This is a genomic window from Methanosarcina horonobensis HB-1 = JCM 15518, from assembly GCF_000970285.1.
Taxonomy (GTDB): Archaea; Halobacteriota; Methanosarcinia; order Methanosarcinales; family Methanosarcinaceae; genus Methanosarcina; species Methanosarcina horonobensis.
In genome coordinates, this window is the sequence record NZ_CP009516.1 from 4,397,260 (window position 1) to 4,414,782 (window position 17,523).

At 42.3% G+C, this 17,523-nt stretch carries 13 protein-coding genes; 4 read left to right on the forward strand and 9 right to left on the reverse strand.

Annotated elements, in window-relative coordinates; genetic code table 11:
* Positions 1-37: 37 nt before the first annotated feature.
* A complete protein-coding gene (locus MSHOH_RS19170) occupies positions 38-865 on the reverse strand; it encodes a PRC-barrel domain-containing protein (RefSeq protein WP_048142112.1) in 828 nt (275 codons plus the stop codon).
* A 544-nt stretch (positions 866-1,409) separates the two neighbouring features.
* On the opposite strand from MSHOH_RS19170, the gene MSHOH_RS19175 reads away from it, so the two are divergent.
* Positions 1,410-1,655: a transcriptional regulator gene (locus MSHOH_RS19175; RefSeq protein WP_239451062.1), complete on the forward strand. Its 246-nt coding sequence runs from the start codon at positions 1,410-1,412 to the stop codon at positions 1,653-1,655.
* Between the two features lie 88 nt (positions 1,656-1,743).
* On the opposite strand, the gene MSHOH_RS19180 is transcribed toward MSHOH_RS19175, so the two are convergent.
* On the reverse strand, positions 1,744-2,367 hold the full coding sequence (locus MSHOH_RS19180; protein ID WP_048142113.1) for a hypothetical protein: 624 nt from the start codon (positions 2,365-2,367) through the stop codon (positions 1,744-1,746).
* 82 nt (positions 2,368-2,449) lie between these two features.
* Positions 2,450-3,292: a helix-turn-helix transcriptional regulator gene (locus MSHOH_RS19185; RefSeq protein ID WP_048142115.1), complete on the reverse strand. Its 843-nt coding sequence runs from the start codon at positions 3,290-3,292 to the stop codon at positions 2,450-2,452.
* A gap of 453 nt (positions 3,293-3,745) precedes the next feature.
* Between MSHOH_RS19185 and MSHOH_RS19190 the strand changes: the two genes are divergently transcribed.
* Positions 3,746-4,711, forward strand: coding sequence for a hypothetical protein (locus MSHOH_RS19190; RefSeq protein WP_239451063.1), 966 nt, complete (start codon positions 3,746-3,748; stop codon positions 4,709-4,711).
* Between the two features lie 245 nt (positions 4,712-4,956).
* On the opposite strand, the gene MSHOH_RS19195 is transcribed toward MSHOH_RS19190, so the two are convergent.
* The 6 genes from MSHOH_RS19195 to MSHOH_RS19220 form a co-directional block, all read right to left on the reverse strand.
* Positions 4,957-5,646 carry an AIM24 family protein gene (locus tag MSHOH_RS19195; protein WP_239451064.1) on the reverse strand — a complete coding sequence of 230 codons (690 nt, stop codon included), beginning with the start codon at positions 5,644-5,646 and terminating at the stop codon, positions 4,957-4,959.
* Positions 5,647-6,198: 552 nt separating this feature from the next.
* Positions 6,199-7,416: a cell wall-binding repeat-containing protein gene (locus MSHOH_RS19200; protein WP_239451065.1), complete on the reverse strand. Its 1,218-nt coding sequence runs from the start codon at positions 7,414-7,416 to the stop codon at positions 6,199-6,201.
* A complete protein-coding gene (locus MSHOH_RS19205) occupies positions 7,413-9,299 on the reverse strand; it encodes a DUF4396 domain-containing protein (RefSeq protein WP_239451066.1) in 1,887 nt (628 codons plus the stop codon). Before MSHOH_RS19205 ends, MSHOH_RS19200 begins: the two co-directional genes overlap by 4 nt.
* Positions 9,300-9,628: 329 nt before the next feature.
* The gene (locus MSHOH_RS19210; RefSeq protein ID WP_048142118.1) at positions 9,629-11,053 is read right to left on the reverse strand and encodes a sodium/glutamate symporter; all 1,425 of its coding nucleotides are present in this window, start codon (positions 11,051-11,053) and stop codon (positions 9,629-9,631) included.
* A gap of 219 nt (positions 11,054-11,272) precedes the next feature.
* Positions 11,273-13,312, reverse strand: a complete 2,040-nt coding sequence (locus MSHOH_RS19215) for an MASE3 domain-containing protein (protein WP_048143651.1) — start codon at positions 13,310-13,312, stop codon at positions 11,273-11,275.
* Between the two features lie 517 nt (positions 13,313-13,829).
* Positions 13,830-15,848, reverse strand: coding sequence for an MASE3 domain-containing protein (locus MSHOH_RS19220; RefSeq protein WP_048142120.1), 2,019 nt, complete (start codon positions 15,846-15,848; stop codon positions 13,830-13,832).
* A gap of 203 nt (positions 15,849-16,051) precedes the next feature.
* Here MSHOH_RS19220 and MSHOH_RS19225 point away from each other — a divergent pair, with 203 nt between their 5' ends.
* Positions 16,052-16,705, forward strand: coding sequence for a phosphoribosyltransferase (locus MSHOH_RS19225; protein ID WP_204245351.1), 654 nt, complete (start codon positions 16,052-16,054; stop codon positions 16,703-16,705).
* 133 nt (positions 16,706-16,838) lie between these two features.
* Positions 16,839-17,516, forward strand: a complete 678-nt coding sequence (locus MSHOH_RS19230; protein ID WP_048142123.1) for a dienelactone hydrolase family protein — start codon at positions 16,839-16,841, stop codon at positions 17,514-17,516.
* Positions 17,517-17,523 lie beyond the last annotated feature (7 nt).

Consider the following 17,523-nt stretch of genomic DNA (forward strand, 5'->3'; position numbering starts at 1 on the left):
GGTTGATGCCTTTACCTGTTTTCGAAATTAAGAAAGGTTAAATGTTACCTGGTCGATTTTCAATCCTTTCTTTTTCTCTTTGCCAGTAAGGCTGGTATCCATAGTAACCGTATACAGTAGAAAGCCACTCACGGTTAGTTATGGGCCAGTTATCCTTATCAAAACCCTCTGCATTTTTCAGAGTTTCTTTGGGAATATCAAGTAAGAATTTGTGCTCGTGAACTCTCAGTTGAAGAGCTTTCCAGGGAATAGCAAATAATTTATCGCCCATACCCAGGAACCCGCCAAAAGACAGGACTGTATATGCTATTCTTCCATCCTGGAGGTCAATCATTAACTCTTCAATCTTCCCTAGATCCTCTCCGGCCCTATTGACAACCTTGTCCCCTTTTATAGTGCTTGCTGACAAAAATTCAGGGTTTTCTCTACCTGCTGTACTTTCTGTCCTGACCATTCTTTCAGACCCGATGGTTTCTCCAGGCAATCCGATTTGTTCTGTTACTCCAGTCTGCCAGTAAGGCTGGTAACCATAGTAAGTGTAGGTTCTGGAGAGTTCCTCACGAGTAGTTAGAGGCCAGTGATCTTTGTCAAAACCTTTTGCGTTCTCAAGAGTTTCTTTAGGAATATCGAGTACAAAGGCGTGATCGTGCACTCTCAGATTCAGGGCCTGCCACGGAATGGCAAATAATTTGTCGCCCATACCCAGGAATCCGCCAAAAGAGAGCACAGCATATCCTACTCTTCCGTCCTGAATGTCAATCATTAACTCTTCAATCTTCCCAAGGTCTTCTCCAGCTGTATTGATGACCTTATCCCCTTTTATCGTGCCTGCTGACAAAAAATCTGGATTCTCTCGATTTGCCATACTTTCAACTCCCTAAGCTTAGAAGATATGTAGTTTAAAGTCTGCATCCCCCAAGGTACAGCTTTAAAACCTCTTCCCCATTGATTATTATTTTTTTAATGTTACTTAAAACTACCGGAGTCATTAAAAATATTATTTTATGTTATCAAGAGAAAAAGAGATAGATAAAATTTAGTAAGAATTTTGAGAAAAAAAGCTATTTTTTTTGTAAATGTTATCCTTTAGATCCAGAGGTAGAGGATTGAAAAACAGGCATCAAATATACCGATAAATAAGCTACTGCAGGTCAAAGTTCTCAGGAACAGGAAAATAAAAGGAGTGAAGCGGTACAAAACTTATTGGTCAAGTATAAAGACCAAACTTTTATTTAGTTCTTAAATTCTCTTAAGAACTTTTTGGAACAGAAATGAAAAAAATGGGCAGGTAATGAAAAAGAATTGGCAATTACATTATAACACTTTCCTTTTTATCTTTTTGAAAGATCTTATAACCCAGAAAGCTGAAAATATATGTTAAAAAGATCTTTGCCCAGACAAATTACCCTGTGCTCGTAAGTGAAGAAGGTGATGAGGTGCTCTATACCTATGTCGATACTGAGTATGCCCCGGAAAAATGCTCTCTTTGTAATGGAACCGGGCTTTCTGAAGGTGGAATCTGTGAAGCCTGTGGAGGACAGGGGAACGTTCTCGTTGCCCAGCCTGCAATAATATGCCCGCTCTGTAACGGATCAGGGAACCTTGAAACAGGAACCTGCAGGGCCTGTGGTGGAAGCGGATGGGCTCTTTTCTGAAGAAAACCAGGAAACGTTTTAAGACTTATGAATAGAAACCTGGAGCCAAACTGTGATTGTTCAGTAACAATTTATCAGGGGACTGCCTTTAGTTCTCCAGATGACTCTTTTTTTCTTTTTGCTTTGCCAGAATATCTTTCTTTTTCTCTTCAGGCAGGCAGTCAAAACAGGTTTCGTATCTTGAAGACTTATACTTTTTTCTGCAAACCGGACAGATATCCATGCCTCTCAAACTTGCAAAATGGCAGCGTTTGCAGAGCACAATCGCATGTTCCAGAGATGCGCATTCCTCCTCTGCTTTTTTGATTTCCTCTTCAATGAGTTCTTCAATCCCGTTTTCCTCAAGCCATTCATGATAAAGCGTTTTAAAGTTTCCTTCGCCTGTATCCTCTACAAGCTGTTCTATAAACTGCTCTTCAAGATCAGTATGGTCAGGCTCGGTTTTATGTATTGTCGAGGCTTTATGCCAGGAAGGATGGCTTTTATGGCGGTGTTTGCCTGTCAGGGTGTACTCAAACTTTTGGTATTTCTGCCTGTATACTTCTCTGAATCTGGCATAAGCGAGATTGTAAGTTCCTGAACGAATTTCTGCCGGAGAAAAAGCTCCGGGAGTATGAACACACAGACGATCAGAAGAGCCGCACCAGGAGCATGTCTTACCTTTAATAAACTTAGCCCTTTTTTCTTTCCATTCCTTAGATGTTCGCTTCATTGGGATACCTGGAATACCGTAATCGCAATAAAAGGTGTTTAAAATCGGATCTGTGGTATTTCGAACTAAAGATCCTTTGACCCTATTTCAGATTCTGGAGAGTTCTCTGACTATCAGAACCGGAGTCCGGATAATCCATTGAGCAGACTTTCTCTGATCTCCCTACATAATATTCAAAAAGTTCTCTACCCCAAGCAAGGCTGCTAGGTTCGAAACTGAGCAGGTATTGCCCTTCGAATTTCCCCTTTTTATTGAAAAAACCGAAAAACAACGCATTTTCCGAAATAGCAATCAATGCAGGAATTTCAAGTGGGGACCCTGAATACACAAAAATAGAGGCATTTTCATTCATCAGGATTCTCTCTCCCGCATAACGGAAATCCCCTGCAAACCTGTCAAATGAATCTTTGCTAAGGAGAAGCTGAATATTAAAACCTTTTTCTGCGAATTTTAGAGAAAAAGACGGAATCTGAGGGTGAAAATAAGAGAAAAGAAGCATAACCTTTGAAGACCCGATAAAACGATTAACCAGTTCGGGAAATATATCAAACCCTTGAGCAAGCCCGGGTTCGATAAGCTGACTTTTTTTAAGATCTCCTATCCTTTTTAACAGGTGAAAAGGGATAGAATCCAGTTTCCTGTGACTCCAGAAGTAATCATTGTCCTCAAACATGCTGGCTGCATCCAACAAGGGTCTGGCTTTTTTGACCAGTATGTCACCTATTATGGAAAGATAATATACATCTTCTTTCTGAACAATTAACCCTTCTTCTTTCAATTTTTTGATCTGAGGAAGCAGAGAGATTCTGGAGATCTGAAGCAGATCAAGGATTTCATCAATATTCCTGGGCCCTTCTGCCAGCAGTAACAACAAATTTTTCCTTTTTTCGGAAAACAAAAGGAGATTGACAAGTTGTAGCTTCATCTGGTTTATGCCTTCTAATGTAAATCAGCATCAATTGGTAGACACAATAGTATAAAGATCTCAAATAAATATAACATTGGTATAATCATTAGTGTACAGATATAAATGTTATCTTGAGTCTGAAGATCAGAAAAAGATCAAGAAGTTAGGTAAAAAAGAGAATATGTCTACTACAAGTCATCATCAGCCAGCTCAAATCGGAACGAAAAAGACATATTTAAAAAATACTATATTAAAGTAAAAACTTTAATTCAAAATTAACCCGAAAAGTAGAACTTTGGGGAGAAGGAGGATATTCTCATTAATAAAACATTTCCTGTACTACTTATACTGGTATTAACTTTTATAGCCGGATGTGCCGAGAAGCAAACAGGTATCCTGGAGAATCAAACAGATATCTCAGAGAATGCGACCATAACCCACAGGACATACGGAGCTTTCACACTCCCGGAAATGCAGCTGCAGGAATTAACAGTAAACAGCACGACGGTTGTGTTTACAACATCGGATAACGACGGAAATTTCAAGAAAACATACGAAAAGCCTTTCAACGAAACTGCCTTCAGAGAACTTATCGATTTATTTGAAGAAAATGGGTTCCTTCAGATGGAAGAAAGCTATGTTCCGCAGGAAGGGCAGCCTATAGTTACAGATGTTGGTACACTCGAAATTAGCCTGCTAGAGGAAACCCGTACAAAGACCGTAACTGTAGATCCTTATTATTCCGAATATATGCCCGAAGGTCTTCAGGAAATAGATGCCACACTGGTTGAACTGAGGGGTTACGCCCTGTCCACATCTCCTGAAGAAGCTGAAAGGATAGCCGAGACCTGGATAGAAACCTCACCCACTTACAGTTTTGATGGTTTTGACCTCAAACTAGAAAGCCATGAGGTAATCGAGACATTCCCAGAGCAGCATATACTTAATTACACTTTTACTAGCAGGCACGGTGGCTACGGAAACCGGACAGACCAGATTGTAACCGAAGTTCTCACACCTCACAGCATAGAAGTCATTGTTTCCGAAGGAGCAGTAAGATCTGCTGTAATCGATGGAGAATGGGATGAAATTGCCCAGCGACCCCTTGAAGAAGATCCTGATACTGCCGACAATACTACAGGAGTTTCAGGAGCTGAAGGAGATCTTGTAGAAATGAAGTATCCGGTATCCGAAGAGAAAACACCCTGGGACAGCTGGTATAAAGAGGGAAACATCCAGTTTATTAAAGCTCCCACGCAGGCAGAACTGATAGTCGCTTATTACGGAACCGTGTACGATATAGAGGTTTCCGATACCCAAACGGTTGAAGACTGTGATCCTGGCTATCCGTGCGGTGAGTTTTACATAGTAAAAGTAAAAGAAAACGATTCCGCAGAGATGAGAGACCTGGGATGGACAGTCTTCAGGAATGATTAAGTCCTGAAGAAAAAAGGTCCTGAATAAAAAGAAAGTATTGGAAAAGAAAACCGAGAAAAAAAGCACCCTGGTTATTCGGGGTGCTTTTCCATTCAATTTTCATTTATCAGGTTTTCCTGTTAGACTCTCTATTCGTGCCTTTTACATTTGACTTTTCGTATGCAGGCTTTTCCTATAGGACTTTTTCCACCGGACTTATTTTGTTCAGGCAAAGTAAAAAACTCTACTCAAATTCGAAAAGAAAGTCAGTCGTCACTGCTGCTGCCGGTGGCTCTTGGAGTCCTCGGAACAGGAGGATAAGAGCACCTTGAGAGAGCTCCATAGACAAACTGGGTGGGAGCCATCCAGACTATTCCCGTACCTTCAAAAGTCTGAAGAGCTCCATCGCCACTTGTAAGGTTCCCGACAAGACTCTTGGCAGACCTCTCAACCGTAAAGTTAAGGGAAGCCGACCTCAGGAACACAAAATTACCATCCACCTGCAATCTCTCGTTATTAAGTTCATACTTCAGAACCTCTGAAGGAGGCACAGGAACTGCAAGGACACATAGTCCTGTCCCGCTAATTTTTGTCTGGAACCAGCCTTCTCCCCCAAACAATCCGGAGGAGAGGTTTTTCTGGGATGAAACCTCCACATTGATCCCGTTTTCACAGCAATAGAACATTCCCTTATCTACAATAATCGCATCATTGTTCAGCTCCAGGAGTATGTAGTGACTGAAGCCCGGTTCAAGGAAAATCTCTCCTGTACCCGAATAAGTAGGAGTAAATGCAGACTCGTTGGTAAGCTTATTTTTAATTAATTTTTTCGCAAGTCCCCCGACTCCCCCAGTCTCACATGAAGCACAAATATTCCCCTTGTGGAAGTACAGAGCTCCTCTTTCGGTAGTTACCGCACTGTTTGTAAGAGTGATTTTTACCTGCTTGAGGCTCATGCCTGCTTTCTCAAGATAATAAAGATTTTCCGCAAGGCAGACATCCCTGAGTCCACGCAGTGTTTTATACTCAAGGATCTCTACCTTTATTCCGTTTTTCTCAATGCATTCCAGAACATTGATGTTATCATAGAATTTTTGCTCGATTATAGGCTCTCCACCTTTGAATTTACTTAAAGATAGTCTTACGGATTGTGCTTAACTCCAGAGAATATTTGCTGGATTTAGCTTCCGATTTAAGTAAATATATTAATAGAAGTATTATAATATTTTTGTACAGTATTCGCTTTGTGTTGTCGGAACAGGAGAATTAGCGAACAGACACAATCGAAGGAATGCATTTAAATTGGAAGCTCTCCGGCCAGTAAATTGAATAAAAAAGAAGTCGGAGCCGGTAATAAAGTCACATTAGATCTTAACTTCCACCGCCTCCCTTCATAAGTGTCCCCAGCAGTTCTTTTGCATTACTTTCCAGTTCTTTTACATCGCTTTCCAGTTTTTTTACATCACTTTTTCACTCATCAGAGAGTTGCTATTCCCTGCTGTCAAACATCAAATTACGAGACTCCCGTTATCAGGAGAAGAGACCTCAAGGAGTTCACTGAGTTCACGAACTGTTTCTTGACTCACTTCTCCGCCAAGAATCCATGCAAAATTGAACACCTGATGGCTGGGGTAAATTGGTTCTGGTTGAATGATCTGCAGGTAAGAGCGTGCAGACTCGGGCAGTTCACCATTGGGCTCTGTCAGGATAAGGAACCCATGTTTTCCCATATGGGACAGCACTCCGCTTGGAACTGTTATCCTCCAGTCGGGAGTTCCCAGAAGAAGATTGTGCCCGGGCTCCGCATAGCCCCATCCGACGCTGCGAGGTCTGTAACCTACAAGCCAAGAAGTCCGATGCCCGCTGTCCTTATATCCAGCCCACCTTACTGCCATTTCCTGGGGTGTGCTTCCAGGGATACGCTGGACATGCCCGTACTGCGAAAGCTCTGCCATTATCTCGTGATCGACAACTGAAGAAGGAGCAAACACGTATATGTAAGGATAATACGGCCAGCGTCTTTCAAGCATCCTTCTTGTTTCTTCAGGCACTCCTTCGGGAGTTACGTAAGCCATGGCATCTCCCATATGAGCATTCCAGTTGGAAGCAGGATATGCGTACTCAAGGGCATCTGTGGAAGCTATGAAGACAATCTGCCTGTGATTAGATTCCAGCACAGAGATATACTCGTCCAGGACTTCTGCATAACTGATAGGGTCCGATGCATATATTCGGCGGGTTTTCAGTTTTAGTTTCTCAACCTCATCGACTACACTCTGGTCAATATCCCCGGCAAGGTAAACCTGCACGTTACCGTCCATCATGACCCCCTCAGGCCTTAACCTCTCGAGCTCTTTCCGGGTTGCCTCGGGAAGTACGGTACCATTTTCAGTAATAAACAACATGGGTGCGTTTACCGGAAAATGCTGGAGGCGTGTTGTAACGAGTGCGGTTGCAGGGTCATCGTCCCTCACAAGAACAACTGCGCCAGGTCTGTCCTTATCCTGGGCAGCAGGATAGATTGCCTGGGAATAAGCAGTAGCCGTTTCAATATAAGTCTCACCTGAAAGCCTGGCAGTGGTGCCCGTTAACCCTAACAGTTCATCGTTTTTCATTGTGCTTGCATCAAGAGGTTTTCCCTGGGGTTCCCACATTGAGATATATCCGAGGATAAAAAGAACCGAAAGAGCAGTTACTGCAAGAAAAGTATACGCAGGCTTTATCACATCTCTCCCTCCTTCCATCCGGCTTTAACCATAATGTAGTTAGGAACAAGGGCAGCGAAAAGGCCTGCAGCTGCGGAAATCCATAAAGGAGTCACCCAGAGCCATAGGTCTTCGTTGGTCATCCAGTCCCTCCACTGCATAACGTACCATGCGGTTACGTACATCCCTATGGAAGCACTGACCATGGAAAGGACAACTATGGGAAAAGCCTGCTTTACTCCTTCCCAGTACTTTTTCTGATGCATATCCCCCATCATCGGCCCCATATAAAACAAAGAGGAGACAATAATGGCAGGGATAACCATTATCAGCCACATTATGGTAGTCATGGGAGAACCTAGCCAGTATAGCCATGTAAACTCAAAACTCAGTGAAAGCGGCATGCCAAAAAACTCAAACAGATACATGGAGGCTATCATGAGTGCCATCCCGATTCCCGTGCTCATAATCGTACCCGATAAAGCTCTCGCCCATGGAGGACGGCGGAATTTCACCATATTGTCCATGTACATAACAGGTCTTTCGTGATAAGCCAGAAGGAAAGCCAGAATTCCGACAGGTCCGAAAACCAGCATTGCCATAGGCCAGTAAATCCTAGGATAAAAAGAGCTGTATGGCAGACGCTTCGGCATAATAAAGAGGGCCCAGATAGCTCCGAAAAAGCCTATGAAAAACCAGGACCATCCAAGGAAAGCAAGTCCGCTTACTCCGGTCATCTGGTCTTTAAAAGAGTGGACTTCCAGTGCAAGGTCAGCTCTCGCCTGGGTATTATAACTCACACTTTCCGGACCTCCTACAACCCTTACGTTCATGAAAGGACCGTCAGAAGGAAAGGCAAAGTAATCAGGAGAAAGCCTCCAGAAGTACTGGTCAACTTCGTCATTCAGATCTTCACTTTCGGTATAAAGTAATGGCCCGTAGTTGCTCTGGTAAGCTATAGGCAGACCTGCTGCTGCAAACTCCGGGGTCTCAGGGTTTGCAAGTGCAAAATTATAGTATGCATCGAAATGGAAATCTTCATCAATACCCCATCCGAAATCACCCCAGCGGCTCCTTGCCCACACAAGAGCGTGCAGGTAAATGTTTTCGTCTGCGACACGGTTTACTTCTCCGAAAGCCTCCAGTTCTTCAAGAAACCTATCCGAAAGGAGACTCTCAGGGGCGGCCACAAAAAAAGTCTTTTCTTCTCCGTTTTCAAGTAAAGTTTGCAAACTCTGAGGAACGGACCCCTCTTCAACAGGAACTACAGGTACCCTGAAATACGCTGCAGCATATGCTGCAGGCAGAGCATAGGCAGGTTCTTCTGCCGAAACGATCACAATTACGGGTCTATCTCCCAGAAGGGAGAGGGATTCCTCGACAAGGGCTTCCAGGTCAACCTCACCGCCCTCCTCCGCACCGTAAACAAGTATCTGGCCTCTTGAAGCAGCCACCGGTGCCATCACTGCGGCTGCAATCGGGTCAGCAGGCACTTCAAGAGGTTCAGCTGCATACATATCAACCATTGAATTTCCAACCTGAACAGGCGTATCACCGGGTACTCTCTGTACATTTTTCATAGTATACCCTATACGTGAGTCCTGGTCGGACCCGTTTCCGTAAGCAGCTGAAAGAATCCAGATATATCCGGTAGCACTGAGGATTATTGCAGCAGTCAGGACTGCAATTCCCCATGTAAACCATTTTTTCAGGTTCATTCCGGCTCCGGCTTCTTGAGTACCTTCACTCCGGTGAAGCGGGTCTGCAGAAGCCAGAGAGGCAAATACCGAACCGAGGCTTGCCCCGAAAATAATAAGGAAAATAGTAACAGAACCGTAAGGCGCTGCAAAAAGAGGTTCAAGTCTGGGTAATGTAAGAGTTCCGTTTTCCGCAAAATAACCCACCAGCCCGAAAACAAGCCCTCCCAGAAGAGCTCCGATTAAAGTGATAAGAAGTGATTTTGAAGTAAAAATCCTGCTTTTCCCAAGATTTTTTGAGCTGTCATCTCCATTATTGTTACTATCTTCAGTTATGTTAACCCCCCCGGATTATCAGCTTCTTGACTATGATGTTTTCAATACAAGCATGTCTACAAATAACGGTTTATTAATAATTAGATTTAGATATTATAAATATCCGGGCGTTTTAAAAATAATAAATAAGCTACAATACTATAACTGGTAAAAAATAAGTTAAATTAAAGAAAAATACAAAAGAGGATAAGATGAGTCTATCATTTTCGGCCAAAGTACAAAAGTCCCGTTCCTATCCAGAAAGACATGATAATAGTTGTCAGAATAAGCACGTAAATCGGACCAAGATTGAGGATTAAGGGGACTGACATAGCTGTAAACAGTCCTCCTCCTACAATTGGCTCAAACATTAGCTGCTTATACCCAAAGCTCTCAAGTGCGGGAGATTTGCTATGGGGATCCGCAATTTTCATCAGCAGGAGTCCGCTTGCAGTCATACCCATGGACTGCCCGAAATCTCCTATTCCTCTTTCAAACCAGTATGAGGGTATCATTCTGGGAGCGAGCAAAAGAAAAGCTGCTACGTTCCAGACAATACCAACAATGCTCAGTATAATAAATGGCTCCAGGTTGCTTCCTATGACATCAAGAGAGAGAGTTGCAATAGCACTAGCTATGAGGATATCCAGGGAAAGACCCTGTATCCTCATCACCAGGTTTCTATCAAGTGTTTTATATTTGTCAAACCTGTCAAGAAACAGCTCGAGAATAATCCCGCCAATCATTGCAAGAGGAAAAAGAGGGACATGTTCAAGGAGATATACGCCTGTCATTCTTCCCCATGTCAGTTCCTCTATAAGCTGGAGGGCCTGAAGAATAATATAGCCTACTCCTATAGCCACTCCGACATAGGCAAAATGGAGGGAGAAAGGTTCAATAGATTCGGGTCTTGTTGTGATTTTGCCTGCTGACTCCCTTGCATCGAAACCAACTATTCCTGCCCGCTCACTTTTATCAAGCGAGATTTCGCCAGGGCTCTGCAAAATAGCTGTTTTTCCTGTCTTTGCGCCATAGTTTAGAAGTACAATTCCGAGAATTACACTGAAGAGCAGACCTATGGTAGCAAGGCCGAGTGACAGGTCTGCTCCCTCATGGAACCCGACCTCTTCAAAAGTGGAAGCCAGGCCTGCTGCAGTCCCGTGGCCTCCTTCAAATCCGATCTCAATAAGTGAACCTGCCATCGGGTCGATACCAAAGAAAGGCGTCAATATAAGAACGGTTATCAGTATCCCGAAAACATACTGCCCCCAGGCCACTGTCTGCCCAAATGCTACCTGGGGTCCGGCTATATGCCAGATTTCTCTAACTCCAGGAAGTTTTTTCCCAAGAAAGAGTGTTGCAAAAATAACATTTATGAAAAGTCCGGGAAGAGTAGCCCAGACAGCCAGCATATCTTCAGGAAATATCCCGCCTGCAAGAAGGGAAAGTACGGTATCCTCATGTTCTGACCATTCAACCAGGTTACCAAGGACCTGCGGCCCGAAAACGAGCCCCAGAAATCCGCCGATTAAAGAGCTGGGAATAAAGAGCTTCTGAAGATAAGAAGTAGTTACCCTTATCCATTTTCCAAGGAGCAGAAGTAGCCCCAGAACTAGAAAACTCATCCCTACCGCGGAGGGTGTCATCTCGATTTGTCTCCATGTCCGTTATTAGGGTATTCATAAAAATGTTTACACCGGTTCACTAAAGTTCTTTTATTTTACAAATTATATATAGTTTATATCTAAACGAAAACTGCAACATTTCAATATAATTTAGAAAAGTTTAAGAAAAAAGTGTGTCCAGGAACTCCTAATCCCTGTACCCGAGCTATAATGATATTACTTTCCCTGGATTTTTCAGCCTTACTTTCCTTCGTTGTTGAACCGAATAGTGAACTCAGTTCCCTGATCCCTGTTAAGTTCAATACAGCCGTCTATCTGTTCAACAAGAATAGTTATAAGCTGAAGTCCGAGAGAATCAGTGGTCTGGAAATCCATTTCTTCAGGGATTCCTTTTCCGTTATCTGCAACGATCAGTATATAATGGAACCTATTATTCTCCAGACAGTCCGGGTCCGAACCTGAAATTTCATCCTTTGGGGCAGGATTTTCTCCATTCATTTCTCCGTTTCTCAGGCTTATGCGGATTTCTCCGTCACTTTTACCTGAAAAAGCATGTTTCAGGGAGTTTGAAACCATTTCATTGACAATAATTCCGAGGGGGATTGCAGTATCCATGCCAAGCCAGACATCTTCAAGCTCAAGTTTAAGGTTTATTCCATCTTTACCTACACGGTAGGAACTGAAAAGATCTGCAGTCAGTTTCTGCAGATAATCTGCGAAATCAAGGGTATCAAGGCTTTTTCCTCCGTGAAGTTCTTCATGGATCATTGCTATGGATGTTACACGGTTCTGGCTTTCCCTGAAAGCTTCAATCACTTCTTTGTCTTCGAATTTTTCCGCCTGCAGGCTGAGCAGGGATGAGATAACCTGAAGGTTATTCTTTATCCTGTGATGAACCTCTTTTACCCGAATCCGGTCTATTTTCTCGAGAGCTTCTTCAGCCATTTTACGTTCAGTGATATCATAAACCAGGCCCTGGAAATTTCCTGAATCTCCAGACCTATCCTGAATCTTCCGGGTAATTTCCCTGACCCATTTTATCTCTCCGTTTTTTTTGCGGATTCGAAATTCATTCTCAACTACAAATTTAGGATTTGATTTTAATTTCCGCTGGTTTTCAAGAATTGAAAGCTGATCTTCAGGTACGATTATTTCCAGAAAATTCATTTTTCCGGACAGAAGCTCTTCCTTTCCGTATCCTGTCATTTCTTCTACAGGCCCCTGTATGAATACCGGTAAGAAATTCTCGTCAAGCTGGAACCCGATCCCTGGAAAATGCTGTGAAAACGAATGGTAACCTTCCTGATCTTTATCCTCAGAAGGGCTTTTGTTTTTCTGCTCAGAATCCCTGTTTACTCCAATCATCCTGCATATGTGGTTATACTCGTCCCCGAGGAAAATTGCTTTTTGCCTGAAGTCTTCTTCCCTGTGTTTTAGTTCCCTGAAAAGCAGACTGCAAGGCTCTTCAAATCCGAGGTATACAACAGCTTCGTATATCAGGTAAAAAGACAGTAATTTAAAATAGTGGCCTATGAGGTTTGGAAATTCATCTACATGAGCATACAGGGCAAAAGAAAGTTCTCCGAAGATCGTAAGGATTATAGAAGCTGCAAGCAGTCTGAAAACTTTATCTTCAAATCGGTCCCGATTTATATACAGAAGAAACAGGGAGCAGAGAAGTATGAAGGAGATTAAGTATTCGCTCAGGATTTTGAAAAGAGTAAGCCCCGAACCCTCAATATAAACAACCGGAAAATTCTTGAAAACAAAGATTGAGAGCAGGCAGGAAATAGTGATCACTGAATATACGAGAAATACTTTCCAGGCAAATGCAGAGTCCTCAAGAGATTCTCTGTACCTGTTTTCAGCCTCTTTCATTCCGGGTCCTCTGTTGCTTATCAGGAACAGCGGGGCAATTAAGAAGGAAATGGCTTCTAGGTATCTTGCAACTAACCAGAGCCGGATAGTAAGATTAATTCCAGGAACCCTGAAAACTTCCATTCCTCTGAATGTAAGGGCATGCAGAAAGTCAATGCTGCCGATGAAAAAAAAAGCGACCCCTATGAGTATAAGGTATCTGTTTTCCAGACGAGCTCTTGATTTCCATACTATCAAAAATATTACGTATGCAACGTAGACACTGAACAATTCTACCAGAGTATGGAAGAGAAGGTAATTACCAAGGCTGATTAAGTAGAGCAGACCTGTTATTGCTATCCAGACCGCTGCCTCATAAAAACTTACTTTAAATGTATTTCCGTTAATGTATGATATATACAATTGCCCCCCGTAAAATGTACTTTCTGGAAGTGTTGATTGCTTTATATAAAACTGCATTGAATTGTACCTGTGAAGTACCGGAGGGTTGTAAAGCCCTGATTTTTCGCATTGCGGTACAAAATTGGAAGAGAAAAGAATAATAACAGCAGAGCAAGAAGAAGCCCGGAGACTCTGTGTCCCTTCTACCGGATTCCCCAATACAGCAGTCCCGAAGATATACTCTCCTAAATATACTGGTCCAGAGCAGGATCAGTGATCTCCAGGCAGTTCTTTACTTATTTCATACCCTCTAACTTCCTAACTTCACGAATATAATATTATATCATTGGCTATTTTAAATTAATTACTTAAAAGATTCTTTCCAATTAAAAAATAGTTTCACATAAAAAATTTCAAAATAAGCATAAAATTAAGTATGAATTTACGTCCTGCTGAAAGTAATTGAGTATTTCCTGCCCATTCAGATTTCCGTTCAGGTTTCTTCATTTTAAACTCCATTTTTTCTACATTTTAAGCCTCATTTATTCTCGGGATTGTTAAACCAGATAGTGAACTCCGTTCCATTATCTCTTTTAAGTTCAACATAACCGTCTATCTGTTCAACAAGGATATTTATGAGCTGAAGACCAAGGGATTCAGGGTTCCGGAAGTCCAGTTCTTCAGGAAAACCTATTCCGTCATCCGCTACTGTAAGTATGTAATGGAAATCTTTTCCATCCTGAAAGCTGCAACCTTTGCCTGGACTGTCCGGTTCTGGAGTATAGTCTTCAGTCGGATGCAAACTGATTCGGATTTCACCTTTTCTGCCTGAAGGGAAAGCATGCTTAAGAGAATTTGAGACGAGCTCATTAACAATAATTCCAAGAGGGACTGCAGTGTCCATTCCAAGATAAACCTGTTCAATATCCAGATTGAGGTTGACACTTTCGGTTTCCACGAGATATGAACTGAACAGATCAAGGATTAGTTTTCGAAGGTAGACCGAAAAATCAATCGTATCCATACCTTTGCCTTCATAGAGTTCTTCGTGGATTAAAGCCATTGAAACAACGCGGTTCTGGCTTTCCCTGAAGGCTTCAAGTGTTCTTTCGTCACTGAACTTTTCAGCCTCAAGACTCAGGAGAGAAGAGATAACCTGTAAATTATTTTTTATGCGGTGATGAATTTCCTTTATCCGGGCTTCCTGTATTTTCGTCAGAGTCTCTTCTGCAGTTTTACGCCTGGTAATATCACGAATAAGGCTCTGAGTCTGGCCTGCTGTTCCAGAATGCTCTGGAAGTTTCTGGAGAATTTCTCTTATCCATTTAGTTTCTCCATTTTTTCTGCGTATTCTATATTCAATTTCTCTGGAGAGATCCGGATTAGATACTGCTGTTTTTATATTGTCAAAGAATAGGGGCAGGTCTTCAGGGAGAATTATTTCCGTCCATTTAACCCTGCGGGAAAGAAAATCTTCTTTACTGTATCCTGTGATCTCTTCAACAGACCCGTCCATAAGTATGGGTTCAAAACTCTGGTTAAGCCGAAAAACAAGGAGTCCCTCTATGTTTTGTACAAATGAATGGTAATCTATCTCATCTATCGGGACCTCTTCCACAGATGATTTGATTTCAAAATTGTTTTCCTTTAAACCAAGTAGTCTGTAAAGATGACCCTGATCATCCTTGAGAAAAATTGTTTCCTGCCTCAAAGCCTCTTCCCTGTGCTTAAGTTCCCTGAAAAGAAGGCTGAAAGGATCTTCAAACCCTGTTTCAACTATTGCTTTATAGATCAGGTAGAAAGATAGAACTTTGAAGTAGTGACCTATCAGATTAAAAAATCCACTTACACCTTCAGAGGCCCATAAGCTCAACTCCCCCAGGACTGTCAGAATAATAGATGCTGCAAGCAGTTTAAAAACATTGTTTTCAAATCTGTCTTTGTTTACATAGAGAGCTATCAGTGAACAAAAAAGAATAAGAGAGATGATATATTCACTTATCGTCTTAAAAGGAGTGAATCCAGAGCTTTCAATATAGGCGACAGGGAAATTTCTGAAAACAAGAATAGAGGACAGGCAAATAAGAGTGATTCCTGCGTACGCCAGAAAAATTTCTCGGGCAAACCTGGCTCTCTCGGTATGTATATTACTCTTTATCAGAAATTTCATACTTATGTCTGTTAAAAGCAACGAGGCTAGCAGAAAAGATATACTCTCCATATACCTTGCCACAATCCAGAACTGAGCGTGTATGTTTGAATTAAACTCAGGAAATACACCCATTCCTTCGTAAGAAAGTGTATATAATAGGTCAAGACCCCCGATAAAAAAATAAGCTATTCCCAGAAGCAGAAGATACTGGTTTTCCAGGCAGTCTCTTGATTTCCATACAACAAGGAATATCACGTAGGCGACATACACACTGAAAAGCTCTACCAGAATCTTGAAGAGCAGGTAGTTGTTAAGGCTGATAATATAGAGTACACTGAGTATGGCTACCCATAGTACCACTTCATAGAGCTCGGCTAATGCCCTCTTCCCTTCAAAATTTGCCATACGCCCCTGCTCCTGCTGCGTCTATACAGTAAGAATAGGTCACCCAGTATAAGAATTATATCAAATTTTTCTTTAGATTAATATCTACGGGAGATTTAAGTAATTTTATAATAATCTATACATTTAAGAGTTTGAAGAATACTATAGATTAACGAAGCCTATTATAAGAATTAATCCGATTCAATATGGGGTTGAAGGGAATGATGGCAATTTTTAGAGATCGAGTAGATGCAGGAAAAAGGTTGGCAAAAGAACTTTCAAAATACTCAAACCGTCCAGACGTACTGATACTGGCACTTCCGCGGGGAGGAGTCCCGGTAGCTTTTGAAGTTGCAAAAGAACTGAATGTAAAAATGGATGTATTCATAGTACGGAAACTCGGAGTTCCTGGCAACGAAGAACTGGCAATGGGAGCAATCGCATCTGATGACATTCGTGTCCTGAATGAAGATATCGTAAGGTCCTATCAGATACCGGACAGGGTAATTGCTACAGTGGCTGCAAACGAACTAAGGGAACTTGAACGCCGTGAGCGCAAATATCGTGGAGACCATCCAAAACCGGACATAAGCGGTAAGATCGTAATCCTGATAGACGACGGGCTTGCAACCGGAGCAACAATGCATGCAGCAGTTGAAGCCATTAAAACTAAACATCCGGCTAAACTGATCGTTGCAGTTCCCACGGCTTCCCCGGATATGTGCGAGTTCTTCAAAGACATAGTGGATGAAATGATCTGTGCTACCACGCCTGAGCCATTTTATGCAGTAGGAGCCTGGTATGGAGATTTCAGCCAGACCACGGATGAAGAAGTCTGCGAAATACTGAACAAGGCAAAGAATCTTCCATCAGAGTAGGTTCGCGTAGACATGAAAACCGGCTTACTGCAAGGTCACAGGCAGAACTGCTATTCATAGTTAATTCAGACGTAAGTTTGCTATTTATGCATCTTATACCGTAACTTCTAAAGTAAGTTTTTTGGGGGATAATATGGAAGAATCATTAAGAATGGGAAGAGAGAGTATAGAAGTCCAGATTCCGATTGACTCGATCTATCTTGAAGGAAACCTGGATATTCCTGGAGGAGCCAGCGGAATTGTCGTATTCGTGCATGGAAGTGGAAGTAGCCGCCACAGTCCGCGTAACCAGTACGTCGCAAAGGAAATGCAGAGAAAAGGTCTTGGAACTCTTTTATTTGACCTTCTAACAGTCGAAGAAGAGAGAGTAGACATGGTGACGCGCCATCTACGTTTTGATATTGACCTGCTTTCAAAACGTCTCATCGATGTCACTGGGTGGCTTTTAAACAGACAGGACACTAAAGACCTGAATATAGGTTATTTTGGTGCCAGTACAGGGGCTGCAGCCGCACTCATAGCTGCAAAAGAGCATGCAGATACTGTAAAAGCTGTTGTTTCGAGAGGAGGAAGACCGGACCTTGCCGAAAGTGCTCTGATGTATGTAAAGGCACCGACATTGCTTATCGTAGGCGGGGAAGACACTCAGGTAATAGACCTCAACCAATGGGCTTTAGACAGGATGGTCATACCGGAAAAGGAACTCAAGATTGTTCCGGGCGCTACCCATCTTTTTGAAGAGCCTGGAACATTAGAAGAAGTTTCCAGATTAGCCGGGGAGTGGTTTAAAAGATATCTTTCGGAAGAGTAAGAAAATT